The sequence below is a fragment of the Nocardia sp. NPDC050793 genome (assembly GCF_040654065.1).
GTDB lineage: Bacteria > Actinomycetota > Actinomycetes > Mycobacteriales > Mycobacteriaceae > Nocardia.
On the sequence record NZ_JBFAHG010000004.1, the window covers coordinates 489974 to 505457 of the forward strand.

A 15484-nucleotide genomic window follows, 5' to 3' on the forward strand; every position below is an offset into this window, starting at 1 on the left:
CAATGCCGTTCGCGGCGCGGCGGCTGAACGGTTTGCCGCCGTGGCGAATCCGGTCCCGCACGAGAGCCGGTCTGTCGCCATTCGATGATTCAGCGCGCCCGTCCCGGGTATCCGACGATCAGCCGGGGTGCGGGCGATCCCGTACGTCATCGCGCGCGTCGCGTCCGAAAAACCTCGGTGCCGCAAGCGAATTCGGAGGTCTGGCGATGTGGGATCACGCGTCGGAAATCGTTCATTACGGCCACGTCGGACATGTGGTCAAGGAAAAAGGTTCGGTGAATTGGGTGCTGGCCGGGTTGGGCTTTTTCGCGGTCGCGATTCTGCTCGTCGTGCTGGTGCTGCTCGTGGTGAGCAATGCCGATTTCGACACCGGTCCCGCGAAGGTGGTGCCGACCACCGGACCCTGTGAGCCATTCTGCACGCGGACGCCGCCACCGCCCGCGCCGTGACGCACGGGCCGAATTCCGCGTGCTGTTCACGATTTCGATGGCCGAGGGGCCCGCGGTGTGTTTGGGTGAGCCCGGGGCAGCGCGGAGGACGAGCCGATGTTCTGGAACGACGACGATCGACCGAGGAACCGCACCGAAGAGTGGGCGGGCGCGACAATCGTGTTCGGCATCCTGCTCGTGCTGGCGATCGTGCTCGCGATTCTGGTCAGCACCGCCGATTTCGGCGACCGATCGCGGCCGACGACGCCGCGCACGCCCGGTTCCTGCCAGCCGTTCTGCACCGTCCCGCCCACACCGTCGTGAGATCGGAGCCACGTCACCATGAACCGGAGTCGTGCCGCGTGAACGGGAGGCGCGGCGCGTGAACGAGAGCTGCGCCGCGTGCGAACGAGAGCCGCGCCGTATGCGAACGGGAATCGAGCCGCGTGAACGGGGGTCGAGCCGCGTGAACCGGAGCCGCGGGCTTCGTGTTATCGCCCGTCACCTCGAATCACCAGCGGTCGCAGGGAATCTCAGACCCAGACGCCCTTGCCGACGGTCACCACGCCGCGTTTGCTCACCGCGAAACGATCGCGGTCGCGCTCCAGGTCGACGCCGATGATCTCGCCCTCGCCGACCACCACGTTCTTGTCGAGGATGGCGCGGCGCACCACCGCGCCACGGCCGATGCGCACGCCGGGCATCAGCACGCTGCCCTCGACAGTGGCGCCGTCGTCGACCATCACGTTGGAGCTCAGCACGGAATTGCGCACCGTCGCGGCGGACAGGATGCTGCCCGAGCCCACGATGCATTCCTGGGCCAGCCCACCCTGGGCGAACTTGGCGGGCGGCAGGTTCTCGGCGGCGCCGCGGATCGGCCAGTGCTTGTTGTAGAGGTTGAACACCGGGTGCACCGAGACCAGGTCCATGTGCGCGTCGTAGAAGGCGTCGATGGTGCCGACATCGCGCCAGTAGCCGCGGTCGCGTTGGGTGGCGCCGGGCACCTCGTTGTGGGCGAAGTCGTAGACCGCGGCCCGGCCCGCCGCGACGAGCCCGGGGATGATGTCGCCGCCCATGTCGTGATCGGAGTCGGAGTTCTCGGCGTCGGCGCGGATCGAATCGACCAGCACCTTGGTGGTGAAGACGTAGTTGCCCATCGACGCGAAGGTCACGTTCGGGTCGTCCGGCGTTCCGGGTGGGTGGGCAGGCTTCTCCAAGAATTGGATGATGCGGCCGGACTCGTCGGAATCGATGCAGCCGAACGCGCTGGCCTCGCTGCGTGGCACCCGGATGCCCGCCACGGTGACGCCCGCGCCGGAATCGATGTGATGGGAGACCATCTGCTCCGGGTCCATCCGATACACGTGGTCGGCGCCGAAGACCACGATGTAGTCCGGGTCCTCGTCGTAGATCAGGTTCAGCGACTGCATGATCGCGTCGGCGCTGCCGGTGTACCAGCGCGGGCCGAGGCGCTGCTGGGCGGGCACCGGGGTGATGTACTCGCCGGCGAACCCCGATAGCCGCCAGGTCTGGGAGATGTGCCGGTCCAGCGAATGCGATTTGTACTGGGTGAGCACGCACAGGCGCAGGTAGCCCGCGTTCACCAGATTGCTGAGGACGAAGTCGATCAGGCGGTACGCGCCGCCGAAGGGAACCGCTGGCTTGGCGCGGTCCGCGGTGAGTGGAAACAGGCGCTTTCCCTCGCCACCGGCGAGCACGATCCCGAGTACGTGCGGCTGGCTCCTCACAGTGCCCAAACTACCGTGTAGTCATGGAGCGGGTGGCTCCCGCCGAGCCGAGCGTCTAGTTTGGATCGGTGAGTTTCGGCACGAGCGGCGGGCACTCGGCGACGGGATCCGGCGAGCCGGAGGACCTCGGGGACCGGTTGCGCGTCGCGATGTTGACCCGCGAATACCCGCCCGAGGTGTACGGCGGCGCGGGCGTACACGTCACCCAGCTGACCGCCGAATTGCGCAGGCTCTGCGAGGTGACCGTGCACTGCATGGGCGCCGAGCGCACCGACGCCGTCGTGCACCAGCCTGACTCGACGCTCTACGCCGCCAACGCCGCGCTGCAGATGATGTCGGCGCAACTGCGGATGGCCGACGCGGCGGGCGACGTGGACGTGGTGCACTCGCACACCTGGTACACCGGCCTGGCCGGACACCTGGCCGCCGCCCTCTACGGCATTCCGCACGTGCTCACCGCGCACTCGCTCGAGCCGCGCCGGCCGTGGAAGGCCGAACAGCTCGGTGGCGGCTACCGGCTGTCCTCCTGGTCGGAGCGCAACGCGATGGAGCACGCCGACGCCGTCATCGCGGTGAGCGAGGGCATGCGCCAGGACGTACTGGACGCCTACCCGGCGATCGACCCGAGCCGGGTCCACGTGGTGCACAACGGCATCGACGCCACACTGTGGCGGCCGGGTCCGCCCGCCTCGGGCGAACGTCCGATCTTGGACGAGCTCGGGGTGCATGCCGACCGGCCGATCGTCGCGTTCGTCGGCCGCATCACCCGGCAGAAGGGCGTCGGTCACCTGCTCGCCGCCGCGCGCGAGTTCGCGCCCGAGATCCAGCTGGTGCTGTGCGCGGGCGCGCCGGACACCAAGGAGCTGGAGGACGAGACGGCCGCCGCGGTCGCCGAATTGCAGCGGCAGCGCGGGAACGTCTTCTGGGTGCGGGAAATGCTGCCCACCGAGCAGATCAGGCAGATACTCGCCGCCGCTACCGTGTTCGTCTGCCCGTCGGTGTACGAGCCGCTCGGCATCGTGAACCTGGAAGCCATGGCCTGCGCGACCGCGGTCGTCGCCTCCGACGTGGGCGGCATCCCGGAGGTGGTCGCCGACGGCGGCACCGGCAGGCTCGTGCACTACGACGCGGGCGCCGCCGAGGAGTACGAGCGGGGTTTGGCGGCCGCTGTCAACGAGGTCGCGGGCGACCCGATGTTGGCCGCCGAATTCGGCGCGGCGGGGCGGGCCAGGGCCATCGCGGAATTCGACTGGTCGCGGATCGCGGAACGGACCGTCGAGGTCTACGAGCACGTGCGCAAGCCGTGAACCGGCTGGCACGTGGTCAGGGACGGCGGCGATAGGTCGACACCGTGACCGACGCGGTGACCTCCATGTGCTCCGGCAGCGTCGCGAGGCGGGGATCGCGCGCTCGTTCGGCGTGATGCGCCGAGGGGCCCATCCCGACCACATCGGCCACCTCGGCGCGGTCGAGCTTCATCGGATACTCGACGACGGCCCGGTCGACCTGCTCGAACAAGCCCGACATGGACTCGGTGATGCGGCGATCCTTGTCCGGGTCGACGGTGACCATGCCGAGCGGATCGATCAACTCGGCCAGATGACGCGCGGTCGGCGCGGCGACGACGAAACGGCCGTCCGCGTCGAGCACCCTGGCCGCTTCCGCCGGATTGCGTGGCGCGAATACCGAGAGCACTCCCGCCAGCACACCGTCGCGGACCGGTAGGCCACGCCAGGCGTCGGCGAGCACCGCTGCCGCGCGAGGATGGGTGCGCGCGCAGCGGCGTGCGGCGGGTTTGGCCACATCCAGCGCGATGCCACGGGCTCCAGGTGCGGCGTCGAGCGCCGCGGCCAGGTAGTAGCCGGTGCCCGCGCCGACCTCCAGCAGGGTCGATGCCCGATCGCCGACCGGACCGACGGCAGCAGCCACGGCGGCGGCGATGGGTGCGAAATGCCCCTCGCCCTGGAAGGCGGCGCGGGCGTCCAGCATGGCCGCGGTGTCGCCGGTCATCTTGGTCGACGCACCGGTCAGCAAGCTGACGTAGCCCTGTTTGGCGATGTCGAAACTGTGGCCGCGACCGCAGCGCAGCGCCCGATCCACCGCCTCGAGCGAGAGACGACATTCCGGGCAGGCCAGCAGGCCGGCCACATCAGCGAGTGCCGAGGGACTAGCTGGTGACACTCTTCAATTCGTCGCCAAGCGCCGCTGCCTCATCCGGCGTGAGTTCGACGACCAGACGCCCGCCACCCTCGAGTGGAACCCGCATAACGATTCCACGCCCTTCCTTGGTTGCCTCGAGGGGACCGTCCCCGGTGCGGGGCTTCATGGCCGCCATCCTCTGCTCCCTCCAGATCTGCGCGGTTTTCTGCGCACTTTCTTGGAACTACAGTTGTCACCAACCAGGTAGCTCACCGGCATTTGGCGAGCTACACCCGTCCTATTCTTCCCTATCGCCGTTGTGGACGGATACCTGAGTTCGAAATGTGACCGCTCGAGCGGTGTTGTGCGGGTCACTTCCGACCCAGCAATCGGCCAGGTGATCGTCGACCATTCCGGTCGCCTGCATCAGCGCGTAGGCGGTGGTCGGTCCGACGAAACGAAACCCGCGCCGCTTCAATTCTTTTGCCAGAGCTATGGATTCGGGACTCGTCGCGGGCACGTCGGCGATGGTCCTCGGGCGCGGGCGTGGCGGCGGCGCGAACGACCAGATCAACTCGTCGAGGCCGTGGTCGAGCGCCTGGGCGGCCCTGGCGTTGGCGATCGCCGCCTCGATCTTGGCGCGGTTGCGGACGATGCCTTGATCGGCGAGCAGCCGGGCCACGTCCGCCTCGCCGAACGCCGCGACGCGGTCGATCGAGAATTCGGCGAACGCGGAACGGAAGGCCGGACGCTTGCGCAGGATCGTGATCCAGGAAAGGCCCGACTGGAACGCCTCGAGGCAGACCCGCTCGAACATGGCGTCGGGGCCACGCAGCGGTTCGCCCCATTCGAAGTCGTGGTAGTCGCGATAGAGCTGTGAGGACGCCGCCCAGGGGCAGCGGATCATCCCGTCGTCGGCGAGCGGGGCGGTCACGGCTGTTCGGGGGTGCTCGGGGCGGGCCAAGGCGACGCCGGGCGCTCGGTGTCGTGGCGGGGCGCCGCGGCGGTGTCGTGACGCGCGACGCTCTCCGCGCCCGTCTCGACGGTCAGGCCGCGGCCTGACCTATCGCCGCGAGCGTGGGCGAGTTCCAGCTGAAGTTCGTCGATACGGGCGGCGAGCCTGGCCAGCGCCCAGTCCACCTCGCCCGCTTTGTAGCCGCGCACCACCTGCTGGAAGCGAAGCGCGCGCACGTCGGCGCCGGTGATGCCCTCGGCGGGCAGCACGGTGGCCGTCGTGCCCTCCGGCAGCGGGCCCAGTTCCTCACCGCGCCCGAAGATCGCACTCGCGAGCAGGAACAGCACCGCGGCCACCAAGCCGACGATCAGCACGTACAACAGCAGCGTGAGCATGACACGAGCTTATTCCGCCCGTCCGACATGCTCGTTCACGACCGAGCAGAGACGATCGCCCGGGCGGGAACCGGTTTCGCGAGGACGCTACAGATGCCGCGTGGTGTCGATGCCCAGCGACATGCCGGCCAAGCCGCGGCGGCGCACCGCGAGCTTGTCGGCGACCTCGATCAGCGCCTTGGCCGACGCGCTGTCCGGATCGCGCAGCACGATCGGGGTGCCCTCGTCGCTCGCCTCGCGCAGACTCTGTTCGATCGGGATCTGGCCGAGCAGCGGCACCGTCGCGCCGACCGCGCGGGTGAGGCTGTCGGCGACGATCTGACCGCCGCCGGAGCCGTAGAGGTCCATCCGGCTGCCGTCGGGCAGGTCGAGCCAGGACATGTTCTCCACCACGCCCGCGATCCGCTGACGGGTCTGCAGCGCGATCGAGCCCGCTCGCTCGGCCACCTCCGCGGCGGCGAGCTGCGGGGTGGTGACGACCAGGATCTCCGCATTGGGGATGAGCTGGGCGATGGAGATGGCCACGTCGCCGGTGCCGGGCGGCAGGTCGAGCAGCAGGATGTCCAGATCGCCCCAGAACACGTCGGCGAGGAACTGCTGTAGCGCACGGTGCAGCATCGGGCCGCGCCACACCACGGGCGTGTTGCCCTGGGTGAACATGGCGATCGAGATGACCTTCACCTCGTGCGCGACGGGCGGCATGATCATCCGCTCGACCTGGGTGGGCCTGGCGTTGGTGCCGAGCATGCGTGGCACCGAATGGCCGTAGATGTCGGCGTCGAGCACGCCGACGGACAGGCCGCGGGCGGCCATCGCGGCCGCGAGATTGACCGTGACCGAGGACTTTCCGACGCCGCCCTTGCCGGAGGCAACCGCGTACACGCGGGTCAGCGAGCCCGGCTGCGCGAAGGGGATCACCGGGTCGGCCGAATCGCCGCGCAGCTGCTTGCGCAGGGCGGTGCGCTGCTCGTCGTTCATCACGTCGAGGTCGACGGAGATGGCGCCGACGCCGGGGACGTCCGCCACCGCCTTGGTGACCCGCTGGGTGATCTCGGTACGCAGCGGGCAACCCGCCGTCGTCAAGTAGACATCGACATGGACATTGCTTTCGGCATCGATCGCGATGCTTTTCACCATGCCCAGTTCGGTGATCGGTTTCCGGATCTCCGGGTCGTCGACCTTCGCGAGTGCACCCCGCACGTCCGATTCCGTTACCACTGGCATAACGGAAATTTTAGGCGGATCAGATCCGCGGCAGCTGCGCGGGCTTGGGTGCGACCCCGCTGCCGTAGGAATTCGACCATGCCATGACGTTCGCGACGTAGGCCATGGAGTTGTTGTAGCGCAGAATCGCGCGCGACTGCTGAGCCAGGTCTCGCATGTTCAACCCGCCGGCGCACAGGTACTTCCCGGCCGTCAGCGCGGCGTCGAAGAGGTTCTGCGGGTCGGCGATGCCGTCGCCGTTGCCGTCGGCGGCATAGCGCTTCCACGTCTCGGGCAGGAACTGCATCGGGCCGACGGCGCGGTCGTAGCCCGCGAGTCCGTCGAGCGCGCCGTCGTCGCTGTCGTGGATGACGTTGTTGCCCGCGAGCGAGCCGTCGAGGACCGGGCCGTATACCGGGGTCAGCGGGTTGCCCTCGGCGTCGGCCTTGCCGCCGAAGGCGTGGGTTGACTCGACGCGCCCGATACCGGCCAGCAGCGTCCACGGCATCTCGCAGACCGGGTTCTCCGCGTCCAGCCTGCGCTCGGCGTTCTGGTAGGCGGCGATCGCGACGCCTGGCACGCCCAGCTGTCCGGCGGGCAGATCGGACTTCACCCGATCAGCGGACAGCGCAACGGTTTTCACGACCGGCGGAACGGAGGTGCGCTGCTCGGCCATGGCGTGCGCGACGAACTCGACCGAGTCGGCGGATCTGACGCCGAGCGCCTCCTGGTCGTCGCCGGGGACGAGTTGAACGGCGGCCTGATCGGAATCCAGATCGGACGCCGCGGCGCAGGCCACGAATCCGGCGGGAACCAACCCGGTCAGTGCGATAACGGAGCCGCGCCTGACAGGAGCGGGCGATTGCTTGCGGTGACGCCCCACGGTGTGGTGACCCTCCTCCGGTTGGCTCGCTGGCGAGCCCTTCGTAGACGAAGGAGAGATTACCGTATTCGAGATCTTTTTGTTACTGCTTCGTGATCTGCCAGGAGGTTTGGTCTCAACCTTGTGGCGGAGCGGGCGGCAACGGGATGACGATGCCGAACGGCAGTGTGATGCCGGGCTGTTGGGTCGGGGCGGGAGCGACGCTCGGCTCCTCGGCGGGCGCGGGTTCGGGGGTCTTGGCGACCTCCGGCTCCGGGCTCGGCTGCTCCTCGGCGGGAGCCGGCGCGGGTGCGGGAGCGGGCCCGCCCGCCTGGGGTGCGGGCTGACCCTGCACCGGCGGCGTGCACACCGGATTCGGCTGCGGTATCTGGACGCGGGCCGGATCGTTCGGGTCGAGCGGTTCGCCCGCCTCGGCCGGGGCGTTCGGGTCGAGCGGTTGGGCGCCGAATTCCCGGCCCGGCCCGAGCGGACGCCCTGGCGAGCCCGGCTGCGGCATCGGCGCGGGCACCGTGATCTGTTCGCACGGGTTGGCGACCGGCGGCGGTGGCGGGCAGAAGATGCCGCACGGAATCGGTGGCAAGCCGGGGATGGTGATCATCACCTGCGTCGGCGCCGGAGCCAGCGGAATCGGCGTCGGCGGCCGATCCGCGGGCGACGTGGGGGTGGGCAGGGTGGTCTGCGCCGCGGACACGTCCGGGCCCGCCGTGATGATCGGCGCCGAGCCCGGCGGGATCAGTTCCGGGGAGATGTTGACCTGACTCGGGGTGCCGCCGGTGCGGTAGGCCGCCGACCAACTCAACACGTTGGCCGCGTAGGACATCGAGTTGTTGTAGCGCAGTACCGACCGTAATTCCTGCGCGGAATCGCGGAGGTTCAGCCCGCCCGAGCACAGGTACTTGCCCGCGGCCAGGGTGGCGTCGAAGACGTTGTGCGGATCGGCGACCCCGTCACCGTTGCCGTCGGCGGCGTACAGGCTCCAGGTGCCCGGCAGGAACTGCATCGGGCCGATGGCGCGCACGTACCCGCCGTCCGCGGCCTTGATGACCTCGTTGCCGGGCAACGTGCCGTCCAGCGCGGGTCCGAAGATCGGGGTCACCGTCGTGCCCGCCGCGTCGGTGCGACCGTTGCCCGCGTGCGCGGACTCGATCCGCCCGATGCCCGCCAGCAGATTCCACGGCAAGCCACACCCCGGCATCGAGGACTCCAGCGCCAGCTCCGCGTTCCGGTACGCGGCCAGCACGATCTCGGGAATGCCGAGCGCGCCACCGACCGAGGGCAGCCTGACGTCGTGCAGGGGGACCCTGCCGCCGGCAAGCGGCAGCCCATCGGAGGGCGGAGTCATTGCTCGAAGTTTGCGGGGAGTGTCCGGCGCCACCGGTAGAAGCCCTACTGTCCGAGACGGGGCGCCTTCGGATTCGGTGTCCGTGTCGTTGCCGCCGCGCCCGGCGGACGCGGCGAGCAGCGCTTCCGGAGCCTGCGGCGGCGCGCTCGAGGTGGTGCTGTGCGTCGCTGATCCGGTGGCGACGAGACCAGCGACAACGAGGGTCGACATGGTTATCGGAGCGGAAACTCGCATTCGGCCACACCAATCCTCTACGTCGTGGGAGCGGTCCGGAAGGGCGCCGGGCCGGGCGAACGTCCGGCACTCGCACATCACAAACCGGGTCCCGCTCAGGACAACATTGTCCAGGTTACCCAGCGGTCAGTAGGTTGTTGAGCATTTCCGGTCAATCGTCAGCAACGGGCGGTGAAACCGGAAGGTGGGACTGCTTTGCACCGGAGGCCTTCTTGCGATTCGCCTTGCCCGGCTTGACCTCACGCGATGTGTCGTGTTCCTGGCCCGTCGCCCCCTCGATGCGGTCGAGAACCTCACGCATCTCTTCCAATTCGCGCCGCAGGTAGTCGCGAGTCGCCACCTCGCCGACCGCGATGCGAAGCGCTGCGAGTTCGCGGGCCAGAAATTCGGTGTCGGCCTTGGTTTGTGCCGCGCGCATCCGGTCCTCTTCCAGCGCCACCCGGTCGCGGTTGTCCTGGCGGTTCTGCGCCAACAGGATCAGCGGCGCGGCGTAGGCGGCCTGGGTGGAGAACGCGAGATTCAACAGAATGAACGGATACGGGTCCCAGCGCAGCGTCACCACGAAGACGTTGATCAAGATCCAGAAGATCACCACGACGGTCTGCATCGCGAGATATCTTCCGGTGCCGAGGAATCGGGCCACCCGCTCCGAACTGCGCGCCAATGCCTCTGCGTCCCAGTCGAATCGGAACCGGGACTCGACCGGCATCTCCAATCGCTGCCGGGCGGAGCCTGCGCCGATCCTGCTGATGCCCGCTGCCGGATTCTTGTCAGTCATGCGCCGGGATCCCTTCGGGCTGCTCTTCCTCGCGCCAGTCCTCCGGCAGCAGATGGTCGAGCACGTCGTCGACGCTGACCGCGCCGAGCAGATGGTTCTCGTCGTCCACCACCGGCCCGCACACCAGGTTGTAGGTGGCGAAGTACCGGGTCACCGCGGAGAGCGGCACCTCGGCCCGCAGCGGCCCGAGATCGGAATCGATGATGCCGCCGACCAGGTGCGCCGGTGGTTCGCGGAGTAGTTGCTGGATGTGTACGCAGCCGAGGTAGGGCCCAGTGGGCGTCGCGGTCGGCGGGCGGACCACGAACACCATGGAGGCGAGCGCGGGCGTGAGGTCAGGGTTGCGCACCCTGGCCAGCGCCTCCGCGACCGTGGTCGACGGTGTGAGCACGACCGGTTTGGTCGTCATCAGACCGCCCGCGGTGTCGGGGGAGTGCGCGAGCAGCCTGCGCACCGGCTCGGATTCCTCGGGGTCCATCATCGCGAGCAGCGATTCGCGTTCCCCGGTCGGCAGTTCGCCGAGCAGGTCGGCCGCGTCGTCGGGATCCATCGCCTCGAGCACGTCGGCGGCGCGGCGCACCTCGAGGTGGCCGAGCAGGTCGACCTGATCGTCGTCGGGGAGTTCCTGCACGACATCGGCCAGCCGCTCGTCGTCGAGCGCCTCGGCGACCTCGATGCGGCGCTTCTCCGGCAGTTCGCGCAGCAGATGCGCGACGTCGGCGGGGCGCAGACCCTCGAACTGTTCGAGCAGCTGCGTGACGTCCTGGCCGGGCCTGCCGATCTCGTACGGTGTCAGGCCGGACACGGCGGTCCAGTCGACGACGTGCACGGTGCGCCGCCGCCCGATCCGCCGGTGCCCACGCACCGCGACGCGGGAGACCCGCCAATCCCTGGTTCTGGTCAGTTCGATGCCCAGATCGACCACGAACAGGTCGACGTCGACGAGGTCGGGTAGGTCCGGATCGTCCACACGCACCTTGGAATCCACGATCTGCGCCAGCGCCAGCATCTCACCGGGTCGCTGCTGGAAACGACGCAGGCTCACGGTGCCGGTGTTGAGCGTCACCATGCCCGGTTCGACCGAGGTCACCCGCAGCATCGGCACGAAAATCCGGCGCCTGCTCGGCAATTCGACGACCAGGCCGTGCACGCGCGGTACCTGACGGTCGTAGCGGATCGCCACGACCGCGTCGCGCACCCGGCCGATAGACTCCCCGTCCGGTCCCAGCACCGTCAGGCCCGCGAGCCTGGCGACGTACACCCTGGTAGCTGCCATGCTTGCCAGACTAGACAGGAGGCTCCATGAAGCCGCGCCGATCTGTGCTCGCCGTGCCAGGCAGCAACCCCAAGATGATCGAGAAAGCCAAGGGGTTGCCGGTCGACGAGGTCTTCCTCGATCTGGAGGACGCGGTGGCCCCGGTGGCCAAGGCCGCGGCGCGGGCCAACATCGTGGCCGCGCTGAGTCAGCCCGGCTGGGGTTCGCAATTGCGGGTGGTGCGGGTCAACGACTGGACGACCGCGTGGACCTACGCCGACGTGATCACGGTCGTCGAGGGCGCTGGCCGCGTCATCGACGCGATCCTGCTGCCGAAGGTCACCGACGCGGGCCAGGTGCGGGCGCTGGATCTGCTGCTCACCCAGGTCGAGAAGGCCAACGGGCTCGAGGTCGGGCGAATCGGCATCGAACCGCAGCTGGAAAACGCCGTGGGCCTGCGCAACATCGACGAGATCGCCACCGCGAGCCCGCGGGTCCAGGCGCTGGTCTTCGGCCCGGCCGACTTCATGGCCAGCATCAATATGCGCACCCTTGTGGTCGGTGAACAGCCGGAGGGTTACGACACCGGCGACGCCTACCACCACATCCTGATGACCATCCTGCTCGCCGCCCGCGCCCACGGCCTGCAGGCGATCGACGGCCCTTACTTGCAGATTCGCGACGTCGACGGTTTCCGCAGGGCCGCAGGGCGCACCGCGGCGCTGGGCTTCGACGGCAAGTGGGTGCTGCACCCCGGACAGATCGACGCGGCCAACGAGATCTTCAGCCCGCGCCAAGCCGACTACGACCGGGCCGAGGAAATCCTGGACGCCTACGCCTTCCACACCTCCGCCGAGGGCGGCGCGCGCGGCGCGGTCATGCTCGGCGACGAGATGATCGACGAGGCAAGCGCGAAGATGGCGCAGGTGGTGGCGGACAAGGGCAGGGCCGCAGGCATGACGCGCACCACGCGTTTCACAGCACCGAACGGCCGCGCGGAATAGCAGAATGGAGTCATGACGAATCCCTTGGGGAATCCCAACCGTGCCCGCCAGGGGTTGCCGACCCCGCCGTCGGGCTGGCCGGTGGGCTCCTACCCGACCTACGCCGAGGCGCAGCGTGCGGTCGACTACCTGGCCGACAACCAGTTTCCGGTGCAGGACGTGACGATCGTCGGTGTCGACCTGATGCAGGTCGAGCGCGTGCTCTACCGCCTGAACTGGGGCAAGGTGATCGGCGGCGGCGTGGTCTCCGGCGCCTGGCTGGGTTTGTTCCTCGGTCTACTACTGAGCCTGTTCACCACCAGCGGTGCGTTCGGTCCGCTGCTGGTCGGCTTGGTCGGCGGCATCATCTTCGGTGTCATCTCGACCTCGATTCCGTACGCGGCCACCAAGGGTCAGCGCGATTTCGCGTCCACCATGCAGCTGGTGGCAGGCCGCTACGACGTGCTGTGCGACCCGAAGTCGGCCGAGCAAGCGCGGGACATGCTCGCGCGGTTGGCGATCTGAGCGCATGGACGTGATGGACACCGTCCGCACCGGCGTGCTCGACCACTACGGTGTGCAGCCGACGGGCGTGGATTCGGCCTCGGTGACGTTTCTCGGGCTCGAGCCGATCGAGATCCTGCGGATCGTGGACGGCGACGTGGTGCACTACGCGACGCTCGGCGGCTCGCGCCATCCGATGGGCGATCCCGGTGACCTGCACGCCGATCCGGTGCGCGGCCCGCGCGCGGAGCTGGTGCTGACGCTGCGTTCCGGCGCCGCCGCGTCCGGCCTGCCCAAGTCGCTCGGCATTCTGGTCGCCACGCCCTCCGTGGAAGGCGTTGTGCTGCAAGCCGACGCGTTGCTCGATCTCGGGGAGCCGCTGTGGCAGGGCGCGGCGTTCACCGCGGCGCTGCTCGGTGACAGCGAGATTCCGGAGATTCCGCTGCCCGAACCCGCCGAGCCGGTCCGATATCTGACGGTGACGCCGGTGACCGCCACGGAGGCGGCGTGGGTGCGGGTGCGCGGCGCGCAGGCGCTGCGCGAGGCGTGGAAGGAAGCGGGCATCGACGTGCGCGATCCCGGTCGCGGGGCGGCGACGTTGTAGCCGCGCTCGTTCAGAGCCAGTCGTTGCGGCGGAACGTGACGAACAGCCCGGTGCACACCGTCGCGATCAGCAGCAGAACCCCGCCGTAGCCGTAGGTCCACTTCAGCTCCGGCATGTGCTCGAAGTTCATCCCGTAGATGCCAGCGATCATGGTCGGGACCGCCGCGATGGCCACCCACGCGGTGATCTTCCGCATGTCGGTGTTCTGCTGCAAGCTGATCTTGGCAAGGGCCGCGCTGACGAGTTCGCTGAGCGACTCATCGAAATCGGAGATGCGCTCGGCGACCGCGGTGTGGTGGTCGGCCACGTCGCGCAGATAGCGCCGAATCTCCTTGGGTACCGGCAGATCCGGTTTGTGCCCGAGCAGTTGCAGCGGCGCCGCGAGCGGATTGACCGCGCGGCGCAGCTCCACCACCTCGCGCTTGAGCTGGTAGATCGACTCGATGGTGACGTGATTGCGCGGGGTGAAGACTTGCTCTTCCATCTCGTCGATGTCGTTCTCCACCCGAGTCGCCACCTCGATGTAGGAGTCGACGACGTGGTCGGCCACCGTGTGCAGCACGGCGTACGGGCCGTGACTCAACTGCTCGGGACGATTCTCGAGTTCGCGACGCACTCCGGCCAGGCCGGAGTGCTCGCCGTGCCGGACCGTCACCGCGAAGTCGGCTCCGGTGAACACCATGATGTCGCCGGTCTCGACTATCTCACTGACGCTGTCCATTTCGTGCGGGACATAGGACACCGTGCGCAGCACCAGGAACAGCGTGTCGTCGAAGCGTTCCAGCTTGGGCCGCTGATGGGCCTTGACCGCGTCCTCGACGGCGAGCGGATGCAGGTCGAAGGTCGCGGCGATGTCGGCCATCTGCGTGTCGTCCGGATCGTGCAGCCCGATCCAGACGAAACCCGTCCCGCGCGAGCGGACCTCGGCGAGCGCTTCGGCATGGGTGAACCGGCCAGGCAGCCGGTGCCCGTCGACGTAGACGGCGCAGTCGACGACAGCTCGTGCGGTGGGAACCGGAATGCGTGGGCGCGGCAACGCCGCGCGGCCCTGCCCACGAAAAGATGGCAGAGGCGGTATGGACGGCACGACGACGATGGTAGACGTGCCGCGGGCCGCAGCCGTCGGCTGCCGTGCCTGCCGAAGATCGCGCACTGTAAGACTGGAGGACGTGCGCATCGACCTGCATACCCATTCGACCGCGTCCGACGGCACCGACACCCCGGCCGAGCTGGTGCGGAACGCGGCCGCCGCCGGTCTCGACGTCGTCGCGATCACCGATCACGACACAACGGCCGGGTGGGCGGAGGCGGTCGACGCGCTACCGAAGGGCATGACGCTGGTGCGCGGGATGGAGATGTCGTGCGTCGGGCTCGGCGAGGACGGCTGGCCGGTGCCGGTGCATCTGCTCGCCTACCTGTTCGATCCGGCCGACCGCGGCTTCGCCGAGGAGCGCGAGCGGCTGCGCGCCGAGCGGGTGGACCGGCTGCGCGCGATGGCGGAGCTGATGGCCGCCGACGGACTGCCGATCGACCCGGACGCGGTGCTCGCCTCCGCGGGCCCGTCGGCGGGGCGTCCGCACCTGGCGCGGGCGTTGGTCGAGGCCGGGGTGGTGCCGAGCGTGGACGCCGCCTTCGTCGAGCTGCTCGCGCCGCGCGGCCCGTACTACGCGGAGAAGGCCGACACGCCGCTGCACCGCGCGGTCGAGATGATCGCGGGCGCGGGCGGGGTCAGCGTGCTCGCTCACACCAGGGCGCGCAAGCGGGGGCGGCTGCTCGCCGTGGACGACATCAGGGAACTGGCCACCCTCGGACTGGGCGGACTCGAGGTCGACCACCCGGACCATTCCGCCTCCGATCGCGCCGTGCTCACCGCGCTGGCGGACGAACTGGGTCTGCTCACCACCGGCTCGTCGGACTACCACGGCGCGAACAAGACCATCCGCCTCGGCGAATTCACCACCGACCCAGCACAATTCGAGGAGCTCGCGGGTAAGGCGACGGGTGTGCCCGTGATCGTCTCGTGAGATACGTCC

General features: G+C 69.0%; 18 protein-coding genes. 7 read left to right on the forward strand and 11 right to left on the reverse strand.

Annotated elements, in window-relative coordinates:
- Positions 1 to 2: 2 nt before the first annotated feature.
- Both AB0H50_RS16920 and AB0H50_RS16925 read left to right on the forward strand, forming a co-directional pair.
- Positions 3 to 449, forward strand: coding sequence for a hypothetical protein (locus AB0H50_RS16920; RefSeq protein ID WP_357452809.1), 447 nt, complete (start codon positions 3 to 5; stop codon positions 447 to 449).
- Positions 450 to 545: 96 nt separating this feature from the next.
- Positions 546 to 752, forward strand: coding sequence for a phage holin family protein (locus AB0H50_RS16925; RefSeq protein ID WP_357452811.1), 207 nt, complete (start codon positions 546 to 548; stop codon positions 750 to 752).
- Positions 753 to 961: 209 nt separating this feature from the next.
- Here the strand turns inward: AB0H50_RS16925 and glgC are convergent, their stop codons facing one another.
- Positions 962 to 2176, reverse strand: a complete 1215-nt coding sequence (glgC, locus tag AB0H50_RS16930; protein ID WP_357452813.1) for a glucose-1-phosphate adenylyltransferase — start codon at positions 2174 to 2176, stop codon at positions 962 to 964.
- Positions 2177 to 2313: 137 nt separating this feature from the next.
- On the opposite strand from glgC, the gene glgA reads away from it, so the two are divergent.
- Positions 2314 to 3483: a glycogen synthase gene (glgA, locus tag AB0H50_RS16935; RefSeq protein WP_357453455.1), complete on the forward strand. Its 1170-nt coding sequence runs from the start codon at positions 2314 to 2316 to the stop codon at positions 3481 to 3483.
- A 16-nt stretch (positions 3484 to 3499) separates the two neighbouring features.
- Here glgA and AB0H50_RS16940 read toward each other — a convergent pair whose 3' ends face one another.
- From AB0H50_RS16940 to AB0H50_RS16980, 9 genes are all read right to left on the reverse strand, one after another.
- A complete protein-coding gene (locus AB0H50_RS16940) occupies positions 3500 to 4324 on the reverse strand; it encodes a putative RNA methyltransferase (protein WP_357452816.1) in 825 nt (274 codons plus the stop codon).
- 19 nt (positions 4325 to 4343) lie between these two features.
- Complete coding sequence (locus AB0H50_RS16945; RefSeq protein ID WP_011211259.1) at positions 4344 to 4511, reverse strand: DUF3117 domain-containing protein; 168 nt, start codon at positions 4509 to 4511, stop codon at positions 4344 to 4346.
- Between the two features lie 102 nt (positions 4512 to 4613).
- Positions 4614 to 5222, reverse strand: a complete 609-nt coding sequence (locus tag AB0H50_RS16950) for a DNA-3-methyladenine glycosylase I (protein ID WP_357453458.1) — start codon at positions 5220 to 5222, stop codon at positions 4614 to 4616.
- A 23-nt stretch (positions 5223 to 5245) separates the two neighbouring features.
- Positions 5246 to 5665, reverse strand: coding sequence for a DivIVA domain-containing protein (locus AB0H50_RS16955; protein ID WP_357452819.1), 420 nt, complete (start codon positions 5663 to 5665; stop codon positions 5246 to 5248).
- A gap of 87 nt (positions 5666 to 5752) precedes the next feature.
- Positions 5753 to 6889, reverse strand: coding sequence for an Mrp/NBP35 family ATP-binding protein (locus AB0H50_RS16960; RefSeq protein ID WP_357452822.1), 1137 nt, complete (start codon positions 6887 to 6889; stop codon positions 5753 to 5755).
- A 19-nt stretch (positions 6890 to 6908) separates the two neighbouring features.
- Positions 6909 to 7751: a lytic murein transglycosylase gene (locus tag AB0H50_RS16965; RefSeq protein ID WP_357452825.1), complete on the reverse strand. Its 843-nt coding sequence runs from the start codon at positions 7749 to 7751 to the stop codon at positions 6909 to 6911.
- A gap of 115 nt (positions 7752 to 7866) precedes the next feature.
- Positions 7867 to 9093, reverse strand: coding sequence for a lytic murein transglycosylase (locus tag AB0H50_RS16970; RefSeq protein WP_357452828.1), 1227 nt, complete (start codon positions 9091 to 9093; stop codon positions 7867 to 7869).
- A gap of 385 nt (positions 9094 to 9478) precedes the next feature.
- A complete protein-coding gene (locus tag AB0H50_RS16975) occupies positions 9479 to 10105 on the reverse strand; it encodes a DUF1003 domain-containing protein (protein WP_357452831.1) in 627 nt (208 codons plus the stop codon).
- Entirely contained in the window at positions 10098 to 11381 is a 1284-nt protein-coding gene (locus tag AB0H50_RS16980) for a CBS domain-containing protein (protein ID WP_357452833.1), read from the reverse strand. The genes AB0H50_RS16975 and AB0H50_RS16980 overlap by 8 nt, the downstream gene beginning before the upstream one ends.
- Before the next feature lie 26 nt (positions 11382 to 11407).
- Here AB0H50_RS16980 and AB0H50_RS16985 point away from each other — a divergent pair, with 26 nt between their 5' ends.
- The 3 genes from AB0H50_RS16985 to AB0H50_RS16995 are packed head-to-tail and all read left to right on the forward strand — an operon-like array spanning position 11408 to position 13451.
- Complete coding sequence (locus AB0H50_RS16985) at positions 11408 to 12364, forward strand: CoA ester lyase (RefSeq protein ID WP_357452836.1); 957 nt, start codon at positions 11408 to 11410, stop codon at positions 12362 to 12364.
- Positions 12365 to 12376: 12 nt separating this feature from the next.
- Positions 12377 to 12868 carry a general stress protein gene (locus AB0H50_RS16990; RefSeq protein WP_067845322.1) on the forward strand — a complete coding sequence of 164 codons (492 nt, stop codon included), beginning with the start codon at positions 12377 to 12379 and terminating at the stop codon, positions 12866 to 12868.
- Between the two features lie 4 nt (positions 12869 to 12872).
- The gene (locus AB0H50_RS16995) at positions 12873 to 13451 is read left to right on the forward strand and encodes a suppressor of fused domain protein (RefSeq protein ID WP_357452839.1); all 579 of its coding nucleotides are present in this window, start codon (positions 12873 to 12875) and stop codon (positions 13449 to 13451) included.
- A 10-nt stretch (positions 13452 to 13461) separates the two neighbouring features.
- Here the strand turns inward: AB0H50_RS16995 and AB0H50_RS17000 are convergent, their stop codons facing one another.
- A complete protein-coding gene (locus tag AB0H50_RS17000) occupies positions 13462 to 14529 on the reverse strand; it encodes a magnesium and cobalt transport protein CorA (protein WP_357453461.1) in 1068 nt (355 codons plus the stop codon).
- Positions 14530 to 14620: 91 nt separating this feature from the next.
- Here AB0H50_RS17000 and AB0H50_RS17005 point away from each other — a divergent pair, with 91 nt between their 5' ends.
- Positions 14621 to 15475 carry a PHP domain-containing protein gene (locus AB0H50_RS17005; protein WP_357452842.1) on the forward strand — a complete coding sequence of 285 codons (855 nt, stop codon included), beginning with the start codon at positions 14621 to 14623 and terminating at the stop codon, positions 15473 to 15475.
- The last annotated feature ends 9 nt before the right edge of the window (positions 15476 to 15484 follow it).